Consider the following 21,774-nt stretch of genomic DNA (forward strand, 5'->3'; position numbering starts at 1 on the left):
GTCGTTTACGCTTGCGGCACCTTTGTTGTGGAGTAAGAGCATGTCCGGCGTAGCTCGTGATCAGGATGTGGACATCGACCTTGGCCAGTTGGTCCGCGCGGTCTGGGCGCGCCGTCTCAGGATTTTGACGATTACCCTCGTGGGGGCGGGCGTTGCCTTTGCCGGCGCCAAGATCATGTCGCCGCAATATCGCAGCGAAACACGCCTGCTGATCGAACCTCGCGCGCCGGCTTTCGCCAATACCCAGCAGATCAACGACGCCACCGCCGGCCCGCTGATGGACGAACTGAATATCGCAAGCCAGGTGCAGCTCCTTCAATCGGCCGATCTCCTCAAGAAGGTCATCAACGACCTGAAGCTCTATAACCTGCCGGAATTCGACGATGCCGCCAACGGCTCGGCCATGAGCAGCATTCTGGTGAAGCTGCACCTGAAGAAGAACCCGCTGGAAAACCCGCCCGAGGAGCGCATCATCGACGCGTTCATCGAGCGTCTGCAGGTCTATCAGGTGCCGGGTTCGCGCGTCATCGGCATCAATTTCACCTCCAAGGACCCGAAGCTCGCTGCCGCCATTCCGAACGCCATGGCGAATGTCTACCTGTCGACCCAGAGTGGCGCCAAGCTCGATTCCAATTCCGAGGCGACGCGCTGGCTGGAGCCGGAGATCGAAAACCTGCGCCAGAAGGTCAGCGAGGCGGAAAAGAAGGTCGCCGAATATCGCACCACCCACGGGCTGTTGCAGACGAACGGCACGACCACTTTTCCGGCCCAGCAATTGAACGATATTTCTGCCGAGCTGACCCGCGTGCGGGGCGACAAGGCCAATGCCGAGGCGAGGGCGCAGGCGGTACGCAACGCACTATCTTCGGGCGAGGCTTCCGACACGCTGCCTGACATCATGTCCTCGCAGGCGATCCAGCGGCTGAAGGGAACGGAATCCGGCCTGCAGTCACAGATTTCAGACCTGCAGACCAGCCTTCTCAACAATCATCCCAGGCTGAAAAGCCTGCGCGCCCAGCTCTCGGATATCCGCGGCCAGATCCGCCAGGAGACGCAGAAGATCCTGACAAGCATCGAGAACGAGGCCAAGGTTGCCGATCTCAGAGCGAAGGAACTCGAGCGTCAGTCGGATACGGTGCAGGCCAACAGCGCCCGCGCCGGCGAGGACGAGGTCGGCCTCAATGCGCTGGAGCGTGAGGCGAACGCCCAGCGCCAGCTGCTTGAAACCTATCTGGTGCGCTACCGCGAGGCCGCCTCCCGCGCCGACAGCAATTCGAGCCCCGCAGACGCCCGTATCGTTTCCAGGGCGATCGAACCGGTCGATCCCTATTTCCCGAAGGTCGTGCCGATCGTTATCGTCGCAGCCGTCGCGACGCTGATCGTCAGCGCCATCGTCATCATGCTGGCCGAACTCTTCAGCGGCCGGGCGCTACGCCCCGTCGATCTTTCCCCGAAGCTGTCTGAGGAAAACAAGGACATCGAGGAAGAGGACGTGCCGGAGGCAGCGCCCGTCGTCGTTGCGACTGTCAGACGGCCCGTCCAGCCGAGTATGCTCGCCATTGTCGCGGAAGAGGATGACGCCGTCGAGGAACTCAAGGCTGCCGAGGAGGTCCTGGAAGACGACAATGAATTCTCGGTCGCTTCCGTTGCGGATTATCTCACAGGCAGCCGCGCGCCGCTGGCAATCGCCATATCTCCGACTGGCGACAATGGCTCGGCTACGACGGTTTCGCTGACCCGCATGCTCGCCGATGCCGGCCGTCGCGTCATCCTGATCGACATGACCGGTTCCGGATGCCCGACAGAGCTGATGGCCGAGGACCGATCCGCCCCTGGCGTCACCGATCTACTCTGCGGTGAGGCGGCCTTCGGCGACACGATCCACAGCGACCGCTTTTCCGATGCCCATCTGATCCCGCAGGGCCAGAGCGATGTGCGCCGTGCCATGCGCGGAGTCGACAGGCTGTCGCTGCTGCTCGATGCGCTGGCCGCCGCATATGACCTGGTGGTCGTCGAATGTGGCGCGGCGGATGTCGCAGGCGTCTCGCGCCTGACGCGCAGCCGTGACGTCGAGATCATCCTCTCCCTGCCGGAGGTCGAGGAGACAATCTTCGTGACGCTGATGACGGAATTCCAGGCGGCGGGTTACCAGCGCGTCGTGCTGATGTCGGGCGGCGACGGGGCAGAGCAGGAACTCGGCCGGGCCGCCTGAACGGTCAACCGATCCGGGCTCGGATGCCCTGGGCGAATTTATAGAGCTTCGGCCGCGCCTTGATATGCGCCTTGCCGCGGGTGATGATCCGGTGTGCGGCGGCGCCGACGATGCCGAAGGGCGAAACCGGCAGCACGACGTCGTAATGCGCTGTCTCCACAGGCGCCCAGGAACGCTTGTAGGTCTGGTCGCCGAGGCCGAAATCGAACAGCGCGACCCCCTTGCCATGCAGTCCCGAGATGGTCTGCCAATAAAGGAATTCGCCGGGGCTCGTATCCGGCACGACCCCTTCGTCGATCGCGCCGAACTGGCAGATGATGTGGTCGCCCTTGCGCGAAATCCCTGAAATCGCGGCGATGCGGCCCTGATTTTCGCCCTTGAGCCGGAGCACATGCATCTGCAGTCCGAAATATTGGTTCGCGTCATCCCGCTTGTCGATGAGGCCATGCAGGAAGGTCCGAGTCTCCTTGTCTGCGAAAACGTCTGGCAGGCCGAGGTTGGTGAAGCGGACGCTCTTCAGGCGGAAGAACGTATCAAGCAGGTGGTGCTGTTCTTCCGATGTGCTGGGGATGACGTATTCGAAGCCGCCGGCTGCCTCGAGGCGCTTCGACTGAACACGGAATTTCTTGCGCCGGGTCTTGGCATTGAGCTGCTTCAGCGTTTCCTCGAACGTGGGATGAAACGGCAGCTGATAGGCGTGATTCTGATTTTGCACCATCGGCAGCCCGGTGAGCGGGGTCTGCCGCTCGCGCCATTCCAGCGGAATGTTCTGCAGCAACAGGAGATCGGCCCGACCCTTCAGCGCGTGCTGCAGCTGGCCGGCGAATTTGTCTGCATCGATGCTTCCGCCGCTTTCCGCGAAATTTTCGGAGAACAGGCCGGTATTGATATTGCTGTGATCGGCGCCGATGAACCTCGCGACGGAAAGCCCGCGGGACTTGACGATCTCGACCGGCAGAATGAAGGCCGTCTGACCGTCATAGGTGCCCTTGAGGATCGCGAGCGGTCGCTGAAAGGCGCTCACCCAGGCGGCGCACCAGTCGTAGCTTTGATGCAAGGATTGAAGATTGTCGCGCTCCAGCGCGCGCCAGTCGTCTTCCAGCGGCTGCATCGAGTCGAAGACTTCGATGTCGATTTGAGCCATGGCGAGTTTCATGCTCAGCTGGCGCAGGCGGGAAACGGCCGTGTCGGCCAGCGCCACGCCGGCTGACGGCTGTTCATGAACATCGAGCTTTTGCGTCTGCACGGGTGGTCTCCGGTCAAGAATACTGAGCGGAAAGTAGGGGTGCCGGACGTATATTTGGTTTAACTGCACGTGATGGGCGAGGTTTTCCGCCGATCACGGTTATTCGGCCGTTAATCGCCTCACTGCTGCCGCGGTCCGGCCATCCACTTGATGATCACCATCGCCGGCAAGACCCAAAGCAGGCCGGTGAGCAGGAAATAGAGCAGATGTCCCCACCAGGGCGCGTTGCCGAGCGTTGCCACCGCGATCGTATTCGCCACCAGCGCATAGACGAGCACGAGCACGATGATGAGGATCGTGCCGATGAATTTGCGGAGGCGGACGGGCATCGGTTATCTCTTGCAATGGACGGATCGAACCGGCGCGACGGCATGCCGCAAAGGTTCGGGGCTTGTTTTGCATGAGCCGGTGGGGCAAATCAACTGCCGGATTAGAAGGAGAGATCATGGCTGTCGCGAACCTCACCACGGAGCAGGCGATCCTGAGCGAAATGCGCAAGCAGAATCGCGACCGCCGCGCCGTTCGCCTCTGGCTTGGCTTCGTGCTTTTGGCGCTCTTCTGTCTCGTGCTCGTCGGCGGCGCCACGCGGTTGACCAATTCCGGCCTGTCGATCACCGAATGGAAGCCGATCCATGGCGTCATCCCGCCGCTGTCGGCTGCCGAATGGGAGGAGGAATTCCGCCTCTATCAGCGCATTCCCGAATTTCAGCAATTGAACAGTTCCATGACCGTCGATGAGTTCAAAGGCATCTTCTGGTGGGAATGGGCGCACCGGCTGATCGCCCGCGGCATCGGCGTCGTCTTTGCGCTGCCGCTCCTCTATTTCTGGCTGACGGGTCGCATCGAGAAGCGCCTGCGCTGGCCGCTCGTCGGCATCTTGGCGCTCGGCGGCCTGCAGGGCTTCATCGGCTGGTGGATGGTGTCCTCGGGCCTTGCCGTCCGCACCGATGTCAGCCAGTACAGGCTCGCCACCCATCTCGTCATGGCCTGCCTGATCTTTGCCAGTTGCATGTGGATCATGCGCGGTCTCTCCAGACATTCCGACGATCCGGCGCCGGCGCGAAGCTCGCGCGGCTTTGCCGCTGCGATCGCCATTTTCGCGCTGTTCCAGATCTATCTTGGCGCGCTGGTGGCAGGGCTCGACGCCGGCTTTTCCTACAATACCTGGCCGTTGATGGATGGCGCGATCGTTCCCTCCGATCTGCTGATCCAGCAACCTTTCTGGATCAATGCATTCGAGAACCCGAAGACGGTGCAGTTCATCCACCGCATCGGCGCCTATACGCTCTTCGCGCTGACGCTGATCAACATGGTGATCGCCCTTCGCGCAGCGCCTAGGACCACTCATGCGCGCCGCGCCGTCCTGCTCTTTTCGCTGGTGACGGTTCAGGCGGCGATCGGCATCGCCACACTCTTGATGCAGGTGCCGCTTCACTGGGGCCTGCTGCATCAGGCCGGCGCGATGGTTGTTTTCGGGTTCGCCGTTGCTAATTGGCGCGGATTTTATGGTGAATACCCGCACGAGACGGTGATTGCCGAACGCAATTGAAGCGGCAAGGCTTAGCGCAGCACGCCGTCAAGAAGCGGCATGCCGATAATCGCGGCGGCGGCGATCAGGACGTAGCAGGCCATGCGGAAGGTCCGCTCCTCTGCGAGCCCGAACAGTTTCGAGCCTCCGTAGAGCCCGACCGCATAACTCGGCAGGATGACGACGGTGAGCGCGAAGACGGCGGGCACGAACAGCCCGCCGAAATAGTAGCTGATGGCGCTGAAGACGCTCGAAATCGAGAAATAAAGCACGACATTCGCCCTGACGCGGGTGAAGTCGCTCTTGCCGCCGAGCCAGTAGGCGACAACAGGCGGCCCGCCGAGCTGCGCGGCACCGCTGAAAAGCCCGGCGATCAGCCCGACGCCGCTGGTGAGCGGTGCGGTCGGCTCTCCATGGTAACGCCATCCCGATACCAGCAGCGCAAGTAGGCTGATGGCGATGATCGTGATGCTCCAGCGCAGGATCAGCGGGTCGAGCAACGCCAGTATCGCCGTGCCGGCCGGGATACCGAGAGCAGCACCTGCGGCCATCACGAAGACTTCTCGTCGGTTGGCGCTGCGCCAGGCCGGCGGGATCATCCCGAATGACGCAATGCCGTCGATGACGAGCAGGATCGGCGAGATCATTTTCGGACCGACGATCGCGCCGCCGAGCGGAACGAAGATCAGTGCCGCGCCGAACCCCGAAAAGCCGCGCGCGAGCCCGGCTACGAAGGCAAATGCCATCAGCGCATAGATGCCGTGGTCGGGTAGGGCGGCGGCAAACCATGCGTGCACGCCATCGACCAGCGCATCGAGCGTCATGACATCAGGCTCCGTGATTCGGGAACGGCAGGTGAGGAAGGTTCGCTCTCATAGCCCAATCGTCAGCGATGATCGAGCCGAAAGCGATGCTGCGGCCGCCAAGGTAGGCGGCCGCGAGAAAATCATGATGAAGACGGTGACACGAAGCCGATCGGCATCGCGCCAATGCCGCCGCTCACGCCTTACGAGGCGAGCATCAGATCCATGTTCTGGACGGCGGCGCCGGAGGCCCCTTTGCCGAGGTTGTCGAGCAATGCCACGAGGTTTACCTGCGAACCGCCCGAGGTGCCGAAGACGAAGAGCTTCATCGTGTCCTTGCCTTCGAGTTCGACGGCATTGACGCGGGGCAGCGCCTTGCTTTCGGCGAGCGGCACGACATGGACGATGTCCTGTCCGGCATAATGGGCGACGAGGGCAGCATGGATGCGTTCCATCGTCGTGCCCTCCGCGAGATCGTCAAGGTGCAGCGGCACCTGCACGATCATCCCTTGAGCGAACTTGCCGACCGACGGCGAGAAGATCGGCGCGCGGTCGAGCAGGCCGTGCACGGTCATCTCGGGCACATGTTTGTGGGTCAGCGGCAGACCGTAAAGGAAATGCGGCGCGGTGATCGCATCCGGGTGGTCCGCGTTTTCCATCTGCGCGATCATCTGCTTGCCGCCGCCGGTATAGCCGGAGACCGCGTTGACCGTGACGGGATAACCGTCCGGCAAAATGCCGGCGGCGCGCAGCGGCCGGATAAGGCCAATCGCTCCCGTGGGATAGCAGCCGGGATTGGCGACGAAGCGGGCAGCCTTGATCTTGTCGGCCTGTTCGCTATCCATTTCGGCAAAGCCGTAGGCCCAGCCGGGATTGACCCGGAAGGCGGTCGAGGTGTCGATGACGCGGACATTGTTATTGGCCGAAACCATCTGAACCGCTTCCTTCGACGCGTCGTCGGGCAGGCAGAGAATGGCGATGTCGGCGCTGTTCAGCATGTCCTCGCGCATCGCGGCGTTGCGCCGCTCGGCCTCAGGAATGGACAGAAGCTCGACATCGCGGCGGCCGGCCATGCGCGTACGGATCTGTAGACCCGTTGTGCCGTGTTCGCCGTCGATGAAGATTTTCGGTGCCATGTTAGACCTGCGCTTTCAAGAGGTTCTGACGATTTCCGGATTCAGTTTGGGAGAGCATAAGTCACTCATGTGACGCCGCGATGGCGCGTCGCTCTGCATGAAGCCCCAGCATATACATCGCCACCGTTGCCCCCGCAATGGCGGTGATATCGGCATGGTCGTAAGGCGGTGACACCTCGACGACATCGGCCCCGCGGATATCGAGCTGGTGCAGGCGCTGCAGCACCGAGAGGATCTTGGCGCTCGACGGTCCGCCGGCAACCGGCGTGCCGGTGCCCGGCGCGAAGGCCGGATCGAGGCAGTCGATATCGAAGGTGAGATAGGCAGGGGCGCCACGCGTATGCGAGATAATCGCAGAAGCGATGTCGCCGGCGCTCATCTCCTCGACCTGGTGACCGTAAAGGATAGTGAAGCCGCAATCCTCCGGCGCATGGGTGCGGACGCCGATCTGGATCGAGCGGTCGGGATCGATAATGCCTTCGCGGGCGGCCCGCGCCACGAAGGAACCATGATCGATGCGGCGTTCTTCGTCGAACCATGTGTCCTGATGCGCGTCGAATTGGACGAGCGCCAGCGGCCCATGTTTTGCCACGTGGGCTTTCAGCAGCGGCCAGGTGACGTAATGGTCGCCGCCAAGCGTCAGCAGGAAGGCGCCGCTGTCGAGGATGACATTGGCCTGGCGTTCGATGGCGGCAGGCGTGTCCTGATGGTTGCCGTAGTCGAGCAGGCAATCGCCATAGTCGATCACGGCCATCTCGGCGAAGAGATCGCGATTGAAAGGATATTGCGCATCATTGTCGAAGATGGCCGAGGCGCGCCGGATCGCCTGTGGCCCGAAGCGCGTGCCGGGCCTGTTCGATGTTGCGGCATCGAAGGGAATGCCCCAGACGGCGACATCGACGCCGGTAAGATCCTTGGTGAAACGGCGGCGCATGAAGGACAGCGCGCCGGCAAAGGTCGGATCGGTGGCGGCGGAGGTGAGACTGGTCGCCGTAAAGGCATGATCGATGGTTTTATTCGCCATGGGAAGCTCCTTCCTCTGCGGTAAATTGATAGGCGCGTTCTACCCGCGCAATGCGAACCTTATATTGCTTGTACCAGCGCTCACGGCCGAGACGCTGGGCGGCAAGATGGCTGACGACCTGTTTCCATGCCTTCAGGCTCTCCTCGTCGGCCCAGTATGAATTGGTGATGCCGAAGCCGTCAGCATCCCGCGCGCTTTCGGCCCCGAGACAGCCAGGCTGCTGCAGCGCCAATTCCGCCATCCGTTCCGCCATGGCGCCGTAACCATTGTCCCCTTCTGTGCGAACAGAAGAAAAGGTCACGACGTAATAAGGCGGTTCGGGCGTGTTGGCAAAGGGGGAGGGCTGGGCGGTCGACATGAGCGGGTTCCTTGGTCTCAAGACGAAGGCCTAGGCGAGCGGCAGGCCGATTGCAAGCGGATGCCGCTTTGGCTTCGGTCGTGCGTTGACTTCTCAAATCGCTTCCAAGAAGCTGCGCGGGCAAATCACAAAGGAGCCACAGGCAATGTTCGATCATGTTTCGATCGGAGTAAAAAGCCTCGATCGATCGCGGCAGTTCTATGATGCTGCACTCGCACCGCTCGGTTATGAGCGGCTGTCGAATTTCGACGGAACGATTGGATATGGCGCCGAGAAGCCTGCCTTCTGGGTGAGTGAAGTGGAGCGCCCGGTGCCGGCCGATCGCGGCTCGGGGCTGCATTTCTGCTTTGTCGCTACGAGCGACGAAGCCGTCAACGCCATCTATGCCGCAGCCCTTGCCAATGGCGGTGAGGACAACGGCGCGCCGGGCATTCGTCCGGACTATAGCCAGTTCTATTATGCCGCCTTCATCATCGATCCTGACGGCTATCGGCTTGAGGCTTTCTTCCACAAGCCCGAATAAACGAAAAGGCCGGGCGAAAACCCGGCCTTTCCATGAAAGCATGTCCGAAAGCGATTAGCGCTTCGAGAACTGGAACGAGCGGCGGGCCTTGGCCTTACCGTACTTCTTACGTTCAACAACGCGGCTGTCGCGGGTCAGGAAGCCGCCCTTCTTCAGCACCGAGCGCAGGCCCGGTTCGAAGTAGGTGAGCGCCTTGGACAGGCCGTGGCGAACCGCACCGGCCTGGCCGGACAGGCCGCCGCCGGCAACGGTTGCGATGATGTCAAACTGGCCGTCACGGGCAGCCGCAACGATCGGCTGGCGCAGGATCATCTGCAGCACCGGACGAGCGAAATATTCCGCGAATTCCTTGCCGTTGACGATGATCTTGCCGGAGCCCGGCTTGACCCAGACGCGGGCGACGGCGTTCTTGCGCTTGCCGGTCGCGTAGGAGCGGCCGAGCGAGTCGACCTTGCGGACGTGGGCCGGAGCAGCAGCTTCGGAAGCCGTGCCGAGATCCTTCAGGGAGGAGAGGTCAGCCATGATCAGGCGCTCCTTACGTTCTTTTTGTTGAGCGCGGCAACGTCGAGGGCGACCGGCTGCTGGGCTTCATGGGGATGGTTGGAGCCGGCGTAAACGCGCAGGTTCTTCATCTGGCGACGACCGAGCGGGCCGCGCGGAACCATGCGTTCGACGGCCTTTTCGAGGACGCGCTCCGGGAAGCGGCCTTCGATGATCTGGCGCGCGGTGCGTTCCTTGATGCCGCCGGCATAACCGGTGTGCCAGTAGTAGACCTTGTCGGAATACTTCTTGCCGGTGAAAACGACCTTGTCGGCATTGATGACGATGACGTTGTCGCCGTCGTCAACGTGGGGCGTGAAGGTTGCCTTGTGCTTGCCGCGCAGGCGCATAGCGATGATGGAAGCGAGACGGCCAACGACCAGCCCTTCGGCGTCGATGATCACCCACTTCTTCTCCACCTCTGCAGGCTTCTGGGAGAAGGTTGCCATAGTGAATACTCTCTTTTAGGACCCCTAGCCCGGAGGCTTGAAGGGCGTTTCTTGTTGCTTGGATTGGCAGGCTTGAGGCATGCCAAAAAGAAAGCAGCCCGGAAAGGCTGCGTTCTGGCGCGGTATATAAAGGGAATGTGACATCCGGTCAATATCGCCATTTCCGGCGATCAGAAAAAAACCAAAGTAAAAACAAATAGTTATGCATATGGTATTGTGATACCTCACATTTATGAGGTGCGGCCGGTGGCGTTTGGCTGTTTTCGCATCGCGTTTGCCGCGTTTCCGGCCGGTAACAATGCGCAGCCGCAGCCTAGCTTTTGAACTCGCGCAGGCATTTCATCATTTCGCGAAGGCCGCGTGTCATATGTTTATCCCGGCGGAGAACCATGGCGAGCCGGCGCGCAAGCTTGGGCTTCAACGACGATGTCGCCACGAGACTGGCGCGGTCGCGCTTCAGCGCCAGCCCCGGCAGGATCGACCAGCCGAGGCCGACGGCGACGAGCTCCTTGATCGCCTCGATGCTGCCGAACTCCATCGCAGGCCGGGTCCTGGTATCCGGGGCGGCCAACCATTCGTCGATCGCGCGCCGCGTATTGCCACCTTCATAAAGCAGCAGCGTCCTCTCACGCATGAAGGCGGCATCCGGCCCGCCTTCGGGCATGAGGCTGCCCGCGGGGGCAACGGCCAGCAATTCCTCCTCATAGAACGGTTCGATCTCGAAACTCCGTCCCGAGGCCGGCAGCGCGACGACGGCGATGTCGAGGCTGTTGGCCTCGAGATCGCGCAGAATGTCGTCGGCATTGCCGATGTGGACGGTGATTTCGAGACCCGGCATGTTTTTCCTGGCGGCGGCGATTGCGCGGGGAAGCAGATGGATCGACGCCGTACCGCCGCTGCCAATTCGCACGCGGCCGCTCGCGCCATCTCGGTACGGCGTCATCGCCTCTTCCGCCGCCGCTGATTCCTGAAGCAGGCGCCGCGCATGCACGAGCAGATCGAGGCCTGCCGCGGTGGGCTGTGCTCGCCGGCCGACGCGCTCGATCAGCCGGACACCAAGCCGCTGCTCAAGCCCCTTCACCTGCAGGCTGACGGCCGGCTGCGTCAGTCCCTCTTTGTCGGCGGCAGCTGTGAAGCTTCCGAGATCGGCGACGTTGACGAAAGTCGCAAGCTGATCGAGGTTGAGCGCCATCCCAAAGAAACCCTTATGCATATCATAATTTCCATAAGCTTCTTTCGTGGGAATTTCCAGCGCATCTTTCATCCGTTGAAGAAAGGAAGAAAAGATGGCTTTGGAAACAGGCGAGATCACCGAAGCGTCCCGCGATATCGCTCCGCCGAAACTCCGTAAGATTATGGGCCTAGCCCTCTGGTTGCTCGCTGCTATCGAGCTTCGCCTGGAGAAGCGTCACAGCCGCCGCACACTCCTTGACCTGACTGACGACGAGCTTCGCGATGTCGGCCTGACCCGCGCGCAGGCGACGACCGAGGCATCCAAGTCTTGGTTCTGGTCTTGACCGTAGCGGCTTATGTTGTGAGCGGATCCTGCTCGAAATTGCCGGCGCCTTGTGGCAGAAGTTCTGTCTGGAAATCGAGAGCAGGGAGCAGCATCATGGCCGAGATCTTATCCTTCCCGGACGCAGACAGGATGGAGGAGGGCGGACTGCTGGCCCGGTCGCTGCGGGACGGCGTGTTGCGGCTCGTGCTCAACAATCCGCCGACCAACGTGCTGTCGATGGCGCTTCTCGAAGTGCTGATGGTTGCGCTCGAAACGGCCGAGGCGGATCCGGAGGTGCGCGTCGTCGTCATCGCCTCCACCGGCAACGTCTTTTCGGCCGGCCATGACCTTAAGGAACTTACGGCCCATCGCGCCGATGAAGATCAAGGCACCGGCTTCTTTGAAAGAACCTTCCGGCTCTGCGCCGATCTGATGCTGAAAATCGCGCATCTGCCGAAGCCCGTCATCGCCGAGGTTGACGGACTTGCCACGGCCGCGGGCTGCCAGCTCGTGGCCTCCTGCGATCTGGCGATCTGCACCGACACAGCGACATTCTGCACGCCGGGTGTCAACATCGGTTTGTTCTGCTCGACGCCGATGGTGGCCGTGAGCCGTGCCGCCCATCGCAAACAGGCAATGGAGATGCTGCTGACCGGCGAAACGATCGACGCCTCGACCGCCAAGGATTTCGGTCTCGTCAATCGTATCGTGCCGAAACAATATCTGGCGCAGGTGGTCTCCAAATATGCCGGGGTCATCGCCAGCAAATCGCCTTTGACCCTGAAGATCGGCAAGGAAGCCTTCTACCGGCAGCTCGAACTGCCGGTGGAGGCGGCATATGATTATACTGCTAGGGTGATGGTCGAAAATATGCTGACGCAGGATGCGCAAGAAGGGATCGGCGCCTTTCTCGGCAAGCGCACGCCGGAATGGAAGGGCGAGTGATCACGCAAGCTTTAACATCAGTCCGCCGATTGCGATAACGACGCCGGCGACGTAGCGCCAGATGCTGGCCTTTTCCTTGAATACGGTGACTGAGATCACCAGCGCAAAGAGAATCGCGGTTTCGCGCAAGGCGGCAACGGTCGCGACCGGGGCTTTCGTCATCGCCCAGAGCGCCAGCCCATAGGAAGCGATCGAGCCCGCGCCGCCGATGAGGCCACGCCACCAGTTGCGGCGAATATGCCGGGCCACGGCCAAGGTGCCACGCTGGGATGTCGCCCAGGCAAACAGCAGGACGGGCGGCAGCAGCGACATCCACAATGTGTAGGAAACCGCATTGCCCGAAAGGCGCGCGCCGATGCCGTCGACATAGGTGTAGCTGGCGATGACGCAGGCATTGGCGAGCGAGAAGATGACGGCGCGGCCGCTGCCGTGCCGCGCCTCCAGAGCGAGCGTCAGGACGCCGACCGAGATCGTCATGATGCCGGCAAGAGTGCCGACGGAGAGATTTTCATGCAGGATAAACCCGCTCGTCGCGGCAATCAGCACCGGTGCGCAGCCGCGCATCAGTGGATAGACGAGGCCGATATCGCCGGTCCGGTAGGCGGCGGCGACCAGTTGGAAATAGGCGAATTGCAGGATGGCCGACGCGCCGATGAAGGGCCAGGCGGCGGTTTGCGGCAACGGCAGGAAGGCCAGGAACGGCAGCGCCGAAACCGCGCCGCCAGCCGAGATCAGTGCTGCATCCAACGATTTATCGCTACCGGCTTTGACGATGGCGTTCCATGTCGCATGCAGCAATGCGCCGAAGAGAACGAGCAGGATAACGTCGACAGGCAAGGGGGCAAATCCGGAAAGGAGATGAAAGAGAGGAAACGCCTCGCCATAGGCGGCCTAAATTTTTGAAAAGACAACTGCGATTTGCACGAAAATGAACAGGAGGGGTCCCGCCCACGTTCAGAAGGGCAACTGGCATCCTTCCAATAGATGAACAATGACCACCATTGGAGCAATTTTTACGTGCGCGCGACATGCGTTCAATCTGCGTTACACTTTCAACTATGAGATGTTTCTAATGGATGCGGGAACATAAAGCGGCGTTATCGCGAACAAAAGGAGAAACCATCCGGAGCGCTTCGGTAGCCGATTATTCTATGCTGCTGAAATATAGATATTCTTCTATAACTTTGACATAGGGGAAATTTAAGCTGCTGATTGTATAATCTATAATAAATCGCAGCGCGGGATTGAACGTGAGCACGTCTCAATCGCGAGAACCGTGCAGCTTGCGCGTCCGTCAAAGCCGCCGAAAAACATCAAAGCTGATGATGCGGAACGAAAAGCATCCCGTCAAGGTTGTCGATGGTCTGGCAGTTCAGAACTGGGCAGCGGGGATCGTCTTTCGAAGGGATATGCGTCCATTCCGCATAATCGGTCACGTCGCAATAATTGCTGTTGCGGACATAGCGATCGTAGAGCGGCAGGCCTCGGGGAGACTGGTAGCGGAAGATGACGGCGCCCTGATTGTGGATGGTGGCGCGAATGCTCGCACAGCTCATCGAGAGCGGATTGTAGCGCGAAATCGCCAGCGCCGGCGAGGCGGCGAGCACAAATGTGAGGGCTAGAGCGATTTTTTTCATCGAATCATCCTCATAGGCATCCAATTTCTATATACGGAAACGACGTGCAGCCGGTTTCACGGAAACGCAAAAATATGCGAGCCGCGCCGAAGGGCGTTCGGGAGTGGAGAAACGGATATGAACCACGACACCTACACGGATGACTATCTCGCCGAGATCCTGCGTTCGATAAAGACCATCGCCCTGACCGGCGCTTCGCCCAATCCGGCGCGGCCGAGCAACGGCGTGATGGGATATCTGCTGTCGCGCGGCTATGAGGTCATTCCCGTCAATCCGGGGCAGGCGGGCAAACAGATCCAGGGCCGCACCGTCTATACCCGGCTTGCCGACATTCCCGTGCCGATCGACATGGTCGACGTATTTCGCGCCGCCGAATATCTGGATGGAGTCGTCGACGAGGCAATGGCGCTGAAGCCGCTGCCGAAGGTCATCTGGGCCCAGCTCGGCGTTCGCGACGATGCGGCTGCGGCAAAGGCGGAGGCGGCCGGCATCAAGGTGATAATGGACCGCTGTCCTGCGATAGAGTATCCCCGTCTCATTGCCTGAGATGCGATCGGCTGAGACGGATTTTTCACGGAACGCCCATGGGTTGAAACGGATCGCCGTTAACTTTGGCCTTGGAGCGGCTATGATCCCGCCCGTCAGCAATAACTGGAGGACGACATGGCCAAGAACGATCCGGGATTCAACACGTTGGCGATCCACGCGGGCGCACAGCCCGACCCGGCGACTGGCGCCCGGGTAACGCCTATCTACCAGACGACCGCTTTCGTCTTCAACGATTCCGATCATGCCGCTGCCCTTTTTGGCTTGCAGGCCTTCGGCAATATCTACACCCGCATCATGAACCCGACGCAGGCGGTGCTCGAAGAGCGCGTGGCAGCGCTCGAGGGCGGCACGGCCGCCCTTGCCGTCGCCTCCGGCCATGCGGCGCAAGTGCTCGTCTTCCATAATATCATGCGTCCCGGCGAAAATTTCATCGCCGCCCGCAGGCTCTACGGCGGCTCGATCAACCAGTTCGGCCACGCCTTCGACAATTTCGGCTGGCAGGTGCGCTGGGCCGATTCCGACGATCCCGCAAGCTTCGAAAGCCAGATCGACGATAAGACGCGGGGCATCTTCATCGAGAGCCTGGCCAATCCCGGCGGCACCTTCGTCGATATTGCCGCGATCGCCGAGGTTGCGCATCGCAACGGCCTGCCGCTGATCGTCGACAATACGATGGCGACGCCCTATCTCATCCGCCCGATCGAACACGGCGCCGACATCGTCGTGCATTCGCTGACGAAGTTTCTCGGCGGCCACGGCAATTCCATGGGCGGCCTCATCGTCGACGGCGGCACCTTCGACTGGTCGAAGTCGGGCAATTACCCGATGCTGTCGAGCCCGCGACCGGAATATAACGGCATGGTCCTGCACGCGACGTTCGGCAATTTCGCCTTTGCGATTGCTGCCCGCGTACTCGGCTTGCGCGACCTCGGGCCGGCGATCTCGCCCTTCAACGCTTTCCTGATCCTGACCGGCATCGAGACGCTGCCGCTCAGGATGCAGCGCCACAGCGACAATGCGATCGCCGTCGCCAGATGGCTGAAGGCACATAGCAAGATCGCCTGGGTGAATTATGCCGGTCTCGACGACGATCCGAACCACGCCCTGCAGCAGCGCTACTCGCCGAAGGGCGCAGGCTCCGTCTTCACCTTCGGCGTCCAGGGCGGTTATGAGGCCGGCAAGACGCTGGTCGAGGGGCTGGAGCTCTTCTCCCATCTCGCCAATATCGGCGACACGCGGTCGCTTGTCATCCATCCCGCCTCGACGACGCACCGGCAGCTCAACGACGAACAAAGGATCGCGGCCGGCGCCGGCCCCGATGTTGTGCGCCTTTCCGTCGGCATCGAGGACGTCAAGGACATCATCGCCGATCTGGAGCAGGCGCTCTCGAAAATCTGAGATCAGTGGGATCAATGGTGACCATGGCAAATTTCATCACCTTCGGCATTGATGGCGTCGAACCCGAGTTCGGCGCCCCGGAGCCCGGCCGGATCATCTCAGGTGATCCGCAATTCCGCACCTGGAATCTGGAGGAGGCCGCAGGCGGCGTCTATTCCGGCATCTGGGAGGCGACGCCGGGCAAGTGGCGGATCGTTTACGAGGAGTGGGAATATTTCAGCCTGCTCTCCGGTCATTCGATCGTGACGGAAGACGGCGGCGAGCCGGTTCATTTGAAGACGGGCGATCGGATGATCCTCAGGCCGGGCTTCAAGGGAACGTGGGAAGTCGTTGAAACGACTCGCAAGGACTATGTGATCAAGGTCTGAGCGGCGGCCGCAAACCGTCTGTCCCGGTTTGCGGCGACATTGGGTCTTTCCTCCGCAAATTGCGATGTCTCTTTGCCGGATACAAGGCTTTTGATCTTTCGCATTAATGCTACCTACATCGTCAAATGCTAAACGTTATCCGCAGCGCATTGCGGACATGATGTCTCCTGCCGTCCCCACAGACATGACCTTGCAATCGATCTTTTCGGAATTTGCATGTCGTCGAAACTTGCAGGTAGGCACGTTCGAGCCCAGACGTTTTCCATTATCGCGACAACCGTCTGCTTCCTTGTCGTCGCCCTCGTACTGACCGGGCTCATGAGCCATGTTGTGGTCACGATGACTCGGTCGGCAAACGAGATCGATGATGCCAGGGCCAATCGCGCCGCCCGTGCGGCAATCGCAGCCTTTGTCAGTCGCCTGAGCGCGACGACGCGGGATAACGCCGTGTGGGACGATGCCTATAGCGCGACCTCATCTGCGACAGCAGCCGATTGGGCCTATGAAAATTGGGGGAAAACCACCGAGGACTACCCGCTATACGACGGCGCGATCGTAATCGGCCCCAACGGGTCCTCGATCATTTCCGCTTATGTAAAAGGCAAGCCTTTCCAGCCGGGCGCGTTTTTCGGTGAAGCCTTTTATCGGCAGATCGATGCAGCCGCCGATCCGGGGCAGGCGCCGATCATCAATTTCATCAGGACCGAAAACGGTCTCGCGCTGATCGCGTCACAGGCAATCCAGCCCTTCACGATAGAAGGCGAACTGCCGAAGCTCAGCGTGCTGACCTTTTACAAGGAATTCACGTCGGAAGTTCTCGACACGCTTTCCAACGAACACGAACTTGAAGGGTTGCGCCTTGCTGCCACGCCCGAGCCGGGTCTGCTGGACACGCCAATCACGGATATGCGGGGTCAGGTTATCGGCCATCTTGTCTGGCCCAGCAAAGCGCCGGGAAGCGCCGTCTTTCATCAGGTCTATCCCTATGTTGCAGCCGCTAGCATCATCCTCGTGCTGTTCCTGGCCGGCGTTCTGCTGGTAGGTGCATCCGAGGCGCGGCGCCTGCGCCAACTGGCTCAAACGGCGCGTTTCGAGGCAAACCACGATAGCCTGAGCGGACTGTTGAACAGGCATGGGCTTCTCAGCCTGCTGGAAGAGCCGGAGGGCTCGGATTCTTCGCCGCCCCGGCTCCATCTGGTCGATCTCGATGGCTTCAAGGCCGTCAACGATGCCTGGGGGCATGCGGTGGGGGACGATTTGATCCGGATGGTCTCGACCGCGCTGATATCGTGCCATCCGGAAGTCGTTGCCGCAGCCCGGCTCGGGGGCGACGAGTTCGCGCTGGTGCAGGTCGGGTCCGCCTCGGGCGAGGAGATGGAAAGAACCATTCTGGCGCTATTTGCCGAACCCTTCAAAATCGACGGACGGACGATCGAGGTTGGAGCAAGCATCGGCACTACCGTCCGCACCACAGACGTTTCGCCGCTGGAACTTCTTCGCAGGGCGGATATGGCTCTCTATCGTGCCAAGGCAAATGGCCGAGGTCAGGCGGTCGAATACGATTTCGAGCTGGACCGGGAGCGCCAACGGGTCGCCGAACTGGAAGGCCAGTTGAAGGGCGCCATCAATGATGGCGCCATCGAAGCCGTCTTCCAACCTCTCGTCTCCGCCTCGACCGGCGCTGTTACCGGCCTTGAGGCACTGGCGCGTTGGCGGAGTTCAACCGGAAATATCAGCCCGGAGATTTTCATCCCTCTTGCCGAAAGATGCGGCCTCATCGATGCGCTCGGCGCTCACATGCTGAAAACATCGATCGAGCATGCCAGGAACTGGCCCGATCTGGCGTTGTCGGTGAACGTCTCGCCCATCCAGCTCTGCAATCCGGAATTTGCCGCCGAAGTGATCTCGCTCCTGCAGGAACTCGATTTCGATCCGCATCGCCTCACATTGGAGATCACCGAAGGCGTTCTGATCACGAATCCGGATCAGGCCCGGCGCTCGATAGACCAGCTCAAGCGCGTCGGCATCAAGTTCGCGCTCGATGACTTCGGCTGCGGTTACGCCAGCATCGGCGCGTTGCGGCAGTTTGGCTTTGATCGCATGAAGATCGACCGCTCGCTGGTGTCCGCTCTCGACGAGGCGACGAATGGCGCGGATGTTCTTCGGGCAACCATCTCTCTCGCGACTGCCCTGCAGATTCCGGTCACCGCCGAAGGGATCGAGAATAGCCGCCAGGCTGCGATCCTGCGGGATGCCGGGTGCGATCAGCTTCAAGGGTACCTGATCGGCAAGCCCATGTCGGCCCGCGACATATCCAGCAGGCTGCAGGAAGAGGCCGCTGCCTAATGCCCATGGGGGGCCTCGCCGTCGCCGGCTCGCATCTCCGACAACCGCCTTGATGTATTTGGGCGAGTTCATCGCATCGGCCCGACCACGGAGATCTTCCAGTCGCCGAAGGTCAAACGCACGGAAGATTACATTACCGGCCGTTATGGCTGATAGGACATTCCCTCCGTGAAAAAGAAACGGCCGGGGCGCTGTGAGCGCCCCGGCCGTTTTCGTTTACAGGTGCTGATGTCGCGGCCTACCAGACGAGATCCAGGCGATCGAGGCCGTGGAAATGATAGACGTCCTTGACGACGGGCGTCTTCGCAATCTTGAGCCCCGGTAGGCGCTTGAACAGGATCGGCAGCACGACGTTGAGCTCCAGCCGTGCCAGCGGTGCGCCGATGCAGAAATGGATGCCGGCGCCGAAGGAGAGGTTGGGCGCTTCGTTGCGTTCGGGCTTGAAGGTGAGGGGATCGCTGAATTTTGCCGGATCAAGATTGGCGGCGGCCAGGATCATGCTCACCTTGTCGCCGCGCCTGAACTCTACGCCGTCGATCTCGGCAGGTTCCAACGCCCAGCGCTGGAAGATGTGGACAGGCGCGCAGATGCGCAGCGATTCCTCAACGGTACGCTCGGTGGCGGTTTCGTCGCCGAAAAGCTCAGCCGGATCGTAGCCGCTATCCAGAATGATGCGCACCGAATTGCCGATCTGGTGGACTGTCGCTTCATGGCCGGCATTGAGCAGCACGATGGTCGTCGAAACGAGCTCGTCTTCCGTCAGGTACTGGCCCTTGTGCTCGGTATGGATCATATGCGTCAGCAGGTCGTCGCGCGGCTCGGCCCGGCGCTCGGCAATGACGGTCTTCACGTAATCGGAAAATTCCCGTGCCGCCTGCTCGGCCGCATCTTCGTCTGCGCGGGTGCGCCCGAACATATACATGCGCACATAGGCATGTGACCATTTCAGGAGCTGTGGCCCCATGTCTTCGGGAATGCCGATCATGCGGGCGATCATCGTCACCGGGATGATATCGGCAAAGGCTGAGAGCAGCTCGACTTCGCGCTTGTCGGCAAAGCCGTCGATCAGTTTGTTGGCGAGTTCTTCCAACTCCGGCTTCATCTTCTCGACATGACGGGAGACGAAAGCGCGGTTGACGAGGGTGCGCAACCGCGTGTGTTCCGGCGGCTCCAGCTCCAGCAGCGAATAGCGCTCGGCGAGATCGAAGGCGGCGATATGCGGCTCGGGCTCGGGAAGGCCGAGTTCCCCGCGGCTGGCAATATGCAGGATCTGCCGGCCGAAGCGGCGGTCGCGCAGCAGCCCGTTCACCTGATCATAGTTGGTGACGAACCACTGCTTCTGCTGCTCCCAATAGAAGGTGGGACAATGGGCATGGAGCGCGGCATAGACCGCGTTCGGGTTGCCGTAGAAGGCCAGGTCGCTGCCGTCGAGCGACACATGGCGGGTTGCTGGATCGATCTTGAGGAAGGGCGGTATCATCATGCCCCGAGGCTTAGCGGATTTGCCGGGCTTCGAAAAGACGCCGGTGAGGGAGCGGTAGAACATGACGCTTTGGGCGAGCGCTCCATCACTTTAAAATTTGCGTCTAAGCCTGAGAAACGATTCCAGTTTTCCCGAGTGTGCGTTAGCCCGCTCGAGAGAGCTGGCCCATGCGCCGCAGCGCCTCGACCTGGTCGTCGACCGTCGGCACGAGTTCGCCGGCGGTACTATCAGGCGTCGCTGGCGCCGGGGCTGCTGCCTCCGCTTCGCCGAAGGTGACAGTGCAGTTGCGGCCGGCACCCTTTGCCGCATAGAGCGCCCGGTCGGCGGCCGAGATCAGCTTGTCGATATTGGCTTCGACCGAGGAGGCGAGCGCGATGCCGATGCTGACCGTGACAGGAACGATCGCCTCGCCCGTGCTGACGGGAAGACGGCAGAATTCGGTGCGGATCGCTTCGGCGAGCGCCTCGGCTTCGGTCTGGTCGGCAACGGCAGCAAAGGCCGCAAATTCCTCGCCGCCCATGCGGCCGAAGATGTTGTTCGGAATGTACTGGCGGGCCATGCGGGCAAATGCTGTCAGCACGGCATCGCCGGACTGGTGGCCGAAACGGTCGTTGACGCGCTTGAAATGGTCGAGGTCGAAGAGCATGACCGCGACCTGTCGCTGTTCGATGTGGGCTCTTTCCTGAATGGCGGCGAAATAGCCGAGCAGGCCACGGCGGTTGAGCACGCCGGTCAGCGCATCGGTCAAGGTCAGCGCGCGCAGGTGGCGTTCGGAACGCTCCATGATCAGCCGGCAGGTGAACGCAAAGGCGATGGTGAGCAGGAAGGCGCTTGCCATGGCGGAGCCGCCGGCGAGATTGGTTGCGTCGATCTCGCTCGGCAGTGTCAGAGCCATCGTCAGCGCCGAGCCGAAACACAGGCAGCCCTGAATGACGAAGACGCCCATCAGCTTGACGCGGGTGCGCTCGCGGCGCATGTCGCCGGCAGCGACCGCCATGGCAAGCGCTGTGGCGCCTGTCGAGGAAGCGAGATTGTAGAGCACGACGCGGTTCGAATAATCGTCGTTGACCCAGGGCAGGAAAATTCCGGCGAGCCAGATGACCGGCGGCAGCAGTGCCCACCATTCGATCCTCTTGCGCTCAAGCGCAAGGAAACCAGCCACCCAGGCGCTCTGCCCGAGCAGGGCGATGGCATTGCCGGTCTCGATGGAAAGCACGCTCGGGATTTGGCCGCGCAGCGCGATCATCGCAAAGCCGATGCCGGTCAGAAGGAAGCCGAAGCCCCAATAGAGATAGGCCTCGTTCCTGACGTTGTGACGCCAGGCGACGAAGAGCACCAAGGCGAGCGTCATGGCCTCCGAACACCAGATGGCGAGACCCGTAGCAATATTGAACACCGCAGCAAACCCCTCGTCTGTCGGCCCTTTTCAGTTGGCTGCATCCTTGCCGAGGAAGCTCGCCACTTTGTTAATGCCGCTGCACTGCGGCATGGTTTTGCGCCGATATCTGCCGGTAGGCTTTCCGTCGGGTAAACGTGTGTGAGCACTGTCGAATGCAGTAAGCCTTTCTTCATCCTGTTGTGGAGAAAAGCCGGGGGTGACGTTGCCGGGGGCTCGCGATCAACGGGCGTTTTGGGGAAAGAGGCTACCAGGAGCCGAAAGCAGAGCCGTCTTGCCCGCCTTCTTAACGTTATCCTCACGCGTGTCTTGAAGAGAAGGGCAGGGACACTCTA

The 21,774-nt window shown here is 61.2% G+C and carries 22 protein-coding genes and 1 pseudogene; 10 read left to right on the forward strand and 13 right to left on the reverse strand.

Features of this window, described 5'->3' with window-relative positions:
• Window positions 1-40: 40 nt before the first annotated feature.
• Window positions 41-2,212 carry a GumC family protein gene (locus EFQ99_RS27350; RefSeq protein ID WP_126924334.1) on the forward strand — a complete coding sequence of 724 codons (2,172 nt, stop codon included), beginning with the start codon at window positions 41-43 and terminating at the stop codon, window positions 2,210-2,212.
• Window positions 2,213-2,216: 4 nt separating this feature from the next.
• Here the strand turns inward: EFQ99_RS27350 and EFQ99_RS27355 are convergent, their stop codons facing one another.
• Window positions 2,217-3,458 (reverse strand): GNAT family N-acetyltransferase, encoded by a 1,242-nt coding sequence (locus tag EFQ99_RS27355; RefSeq protein WP_126924335.1) that lies wholly within the window; start codon window positions 3,456-3,458, stop codon window positions 2,217-2,219.
• 119 nt (window positions 3,459-3,577) lie between these two features.
• Complete coding sequence (locus EFQ99_RS27360; protein WP_003573983.1) at window positions 3,578-3,787, reverse strand: DUF2842 domain-containing protein; 210 nt, start codon at window positions 3,785-3,787, stop codon at window positions 3,578-3,580.
• Between the two features lie 116 nt (window positions 3,788-3,903).
• Between EFQ99_RS27360 and EFQ99_RS27365 the strand changes: the two genes are divergently transcribed.
• Window positions 3,904-5,007, forward strand: a complete 1,104-nt coding sequence (locus tag EFQ99_RS27365) for a COX15/CtaA family protein (RefSeq protein ID WP_126924336.1) — start codon at window positions 3,904-3,906, stop codon at window positions 5,005-5,007.
• An 11-nt stretch (window positions 5,008-5,018) separates the two neighbouring features.
• Here EFQ99_RS27365 and EFQ99_RS27370 read toward each other — a convergent pair whose 3' ends face one another.
• The 4 genes from EFQ99_RS27370 to EFQ99_RS27385 form a co-directional block, all read right to left on the reverse strand.
• Complete coding sequence (locus tag EFQ99_RS27370; RefSeq protein WP_126924438.1) at window positions 5,019-5,810, reverse strand: sulfite exporter TauE/SafE family protein; 792 nt, start codon at window positions 5,808-5,810, stop codon at window positions 5,019-5,021.
• A gap of 182 nt (window positions 5,811-5,992) precedes the next feature.
• Window positions 5,993-6,925, reverse strand: coding sequence for an N-acetyl-gamma-glutamyl-phosphate reductase (gene argC / locus EFQ99_RS27375; protein ID WP_126924337.1), 933 nt, complete (start codon window positions 6,923-6,925; stop codon window positions 5,993-5,995).
• 61 nt (window positions 6,926-6,986) lie between these two features.
• Window positions 6,987-7,949 carry an agmatinase gene (speB, locus tag EFQ99_RS27380; protein ID WP_126924338.1) on the reverse strand — a complete coding sequence of 321 codons (963 nt, stop codon included), beginning with the start codon at window positions 7,947-7,949 and terminating at the stop codon, window positions 6,987-6,989.
• Complete coding sequence (locus EFQ99_RS27385; protein WP_126924339.1) at window positions 7,939-8,307, reverse strand: antibiotic biosynthesis monooxygenase family protein; 369 nt, start codon at window positions 8,305-8,307, stop codon at window positions 7,939-7,941. Before EFQ99_RS27385 ends, speB begins: the two co-directional genes overlap by 11 nt.
• A gap of 145 nt (window positions 8,308-8,452) precedes the next feature.
• Between EFQ99_RS27385 and EFQ99_RS27390 the strand changes: the two genes are divergently transcribed.
• Entirely contained in the window at window positions 8,453-8,830 is a 378-nt protein-coding gene (locus tag EFQ99_RS27390) for a VOC family protein (RefSeq protein WP_126924340.1), read from the forward strand.
• 54 nt (window positions 8,831-8,884) lie between these two features.
• Here the strand turns inward: EFQ99_RS27390 and rpsI are convergent, their stop codons facing one another.
• The 3 genes from rpsI to EFQ99_RS27405 form a co-directional block, all read right to left on the reverse strand.
• Window positions 8,885-9,352, reverse strand: coding sequence for a 30S ribosomal protein S9 (gene rpsI, locus EFQ99_RS27395; protein WP_049734030.1), 468 nt, complete (start codon window positions 9,350-9,352; stop codon window positions 8,885-8,887).
• Window positions 9,353-9,354: 2 nt separating this feature from the next.
• Window positions 9,355-9,819, reverse strand: a complete 465-nt coding sequence (gene rplM, locus EFQ99_RS27400; RefSeq protein WP_012483399.1) for a 50S ribosomal protein L13 — start codon at window positions 9,817-9,819, stop codon at window positions 9,355-9,357.
• Window positions 9,820-10,132: 313 nt separating this feature from the next.
• Window positions 10,133-11,032 carry a LysR family transcriptional regulator gene (locus EFQ99_RS27405; protein WP_208722821.1) on the reverse strand — a complete coding sequence of 300 codons (900 nt, stop codon included), beginning with the start codon at window positions 11,030-11,032 and terminating at the stop codon, window positions 10,133-10,135.
• Window positions 11,033-11,105: 73 nt separating this feature from the next.
• Between EFQ99_RS27405 and EFQ99_RS27410 the strand changes: the two genes are divergently transcribed.
• A complete protein-coding gene (locus EFQ99_RS27410; protein WP_126924341.1) occupies window positions 11,106-11,336 on the forward strand; it encodes a DUF1127 domain-containing protein in 231 nt (76 codons plus the stop codon).
• Window positions 11,337-11,431: 95 nt separating this feature from the next.
• Window positions 11,432-12,262, forward strand: a complete 831-nt coding sequence (locus EFQ99_RS27415) for an enoyl-CoA hydratase (protein WP_126924342.1) — start codon at window positions 11,432-11,434, stop codon at window positions 12,260-12,262.
• Here EFQ99_RS27415 and EFQ99_RS27420 read toward each other — a convergent pair whose 3' ends face one another.
• Window positions 12,263-13,099, reverse strand: coding sequence for an EamA family transporter (locus tag EFQ99_RS27420; protein ID WP_126924343.1), 837 nt, complete (start codon window positions 13,097-13,099; stop codon window positions 12,263-12,265).
• Between the two features lie 476 nt (window positions 13,100-13,575).
• Window positions 13,576-13,899, reverse strand: a complete 324-nt coding sequence (locus EFQ99_RS27425) for a hypothetical protein (protein WP_126924344.1) — start codon at window positions 13,897-13,899, stop codon at window positions 13,576-13,578.
• 117 nt (window positions 13,900-14,016) lie between these two features.
• Between EFQ99_RS27425 and EFQ99_RS27430 the strand changes: the two genes are divergently transcribed.
• The 5 genes and pseudogenes from EFQ99_RS27430 to EFQ99_RS36330 all read left to right on the forward strand — a co-directional run.
• On the forward strand, window positions 14,017-14,445 hold the full coding sequence (locus tag EFQ99_RS27430) for a CoA-binding protein (protein ID WP_126924345.1): 429 nt from the start codon (window positions 14,017-14,019) through the stop codon (window positions 14,443-14,445).
• Between the two features lie 117 nt (window positions 14,446-14,562).
• Window positions 14,563-15,846 carry an O-acetylhomoserine aminocarboxypropyltransferase gene (locus EFQ99_RS27435; RefSeq protein ID WP_126924346.1) on the forward strand — a complete coding sequence of 428 codons (1,284 nt, stop codon included), beginning with the start codon at window positions 14,563-14,565 and terminating at the stop codon, window positions 15,844-15,846.
• 23 nt (window positions 15,847-15,869) lie between these two features.
• Complete coding sequence (locus EFQ99_RS27440; RefSeq protein WP_126924347.1) at window positions 15,870-16,214, forward strand: cupin domain-containing protein; 345 nt, start codon at window positions 15,870-15,872, stop codon at window positions 16,212-16,214.
• Between the two features lie 216 nt (window positions 16,215-16,430).
• On the forward strand, window positions 16,431-18,560 hold the full coding sequence (locus tag EFQ99_RS27445; protein WP_126924348.1) for a bifunctional diguanylate cyclase/phosphodiesterase: 2,130 nt from the start codon (window positions 16,431-16,433) through the stop codon (window positions 18,558-18,560).
• A 34-nt stretch (window positions 18,561-18,594) separates the two neighbouring features.
• Window positions 18,595-18,713: pseudogene (locus EFQ99_RS36330) on the forward strand (phosphate ABC transporter ATP-binding protein); the annotation flags it as partial.
• An 85-nt stretch (window positions 18,714-18,798) separates the two neighbouring features.
• Here EFQ99_RS36330 and EFQ99_RS27455 read toward each other — a convergent pair.
• Together EFQ99_RS27455 and EFQ99_RS27460 are read right to left on the reverse strand one after the other, a co-directional pair.
• Window positions 18,799-20,043 (reverse strand): cytochrome P450, encoded by a 1,245-nt coding sequence (locus EFQ99_RS27455; RefSeq protein ID WP_126924440.1) that lies wholly within the window; start codon window positions 20,041-20,043, stop codon window positions 18,799-18,801.
• Window positions 20,044-20,185: 142 nt separating this feature from the next.
• A complete protein-coding gene (locus tag EFQ99_RS27460) occupies window positions 20,186-21,439 on the reverse strand; it encodes a GGDEF domain-containing protein (protein WP_126924349.1) in 1,254 nt (417 codons plus the stop codon).
• Window positions 21,440-21,774 lie beyond the last annotated feature (335 nt).

Origin of the sequence: Rhizobium vallis (genome assembly GCF_003985155.1) — a bacterium.
Lineage (GTDB): Bacteria > Pseudomonadota > Alphaproteobacteria > Rhizobiales > Rhizobiaceae > Rhizobium > Rhizobium vallis.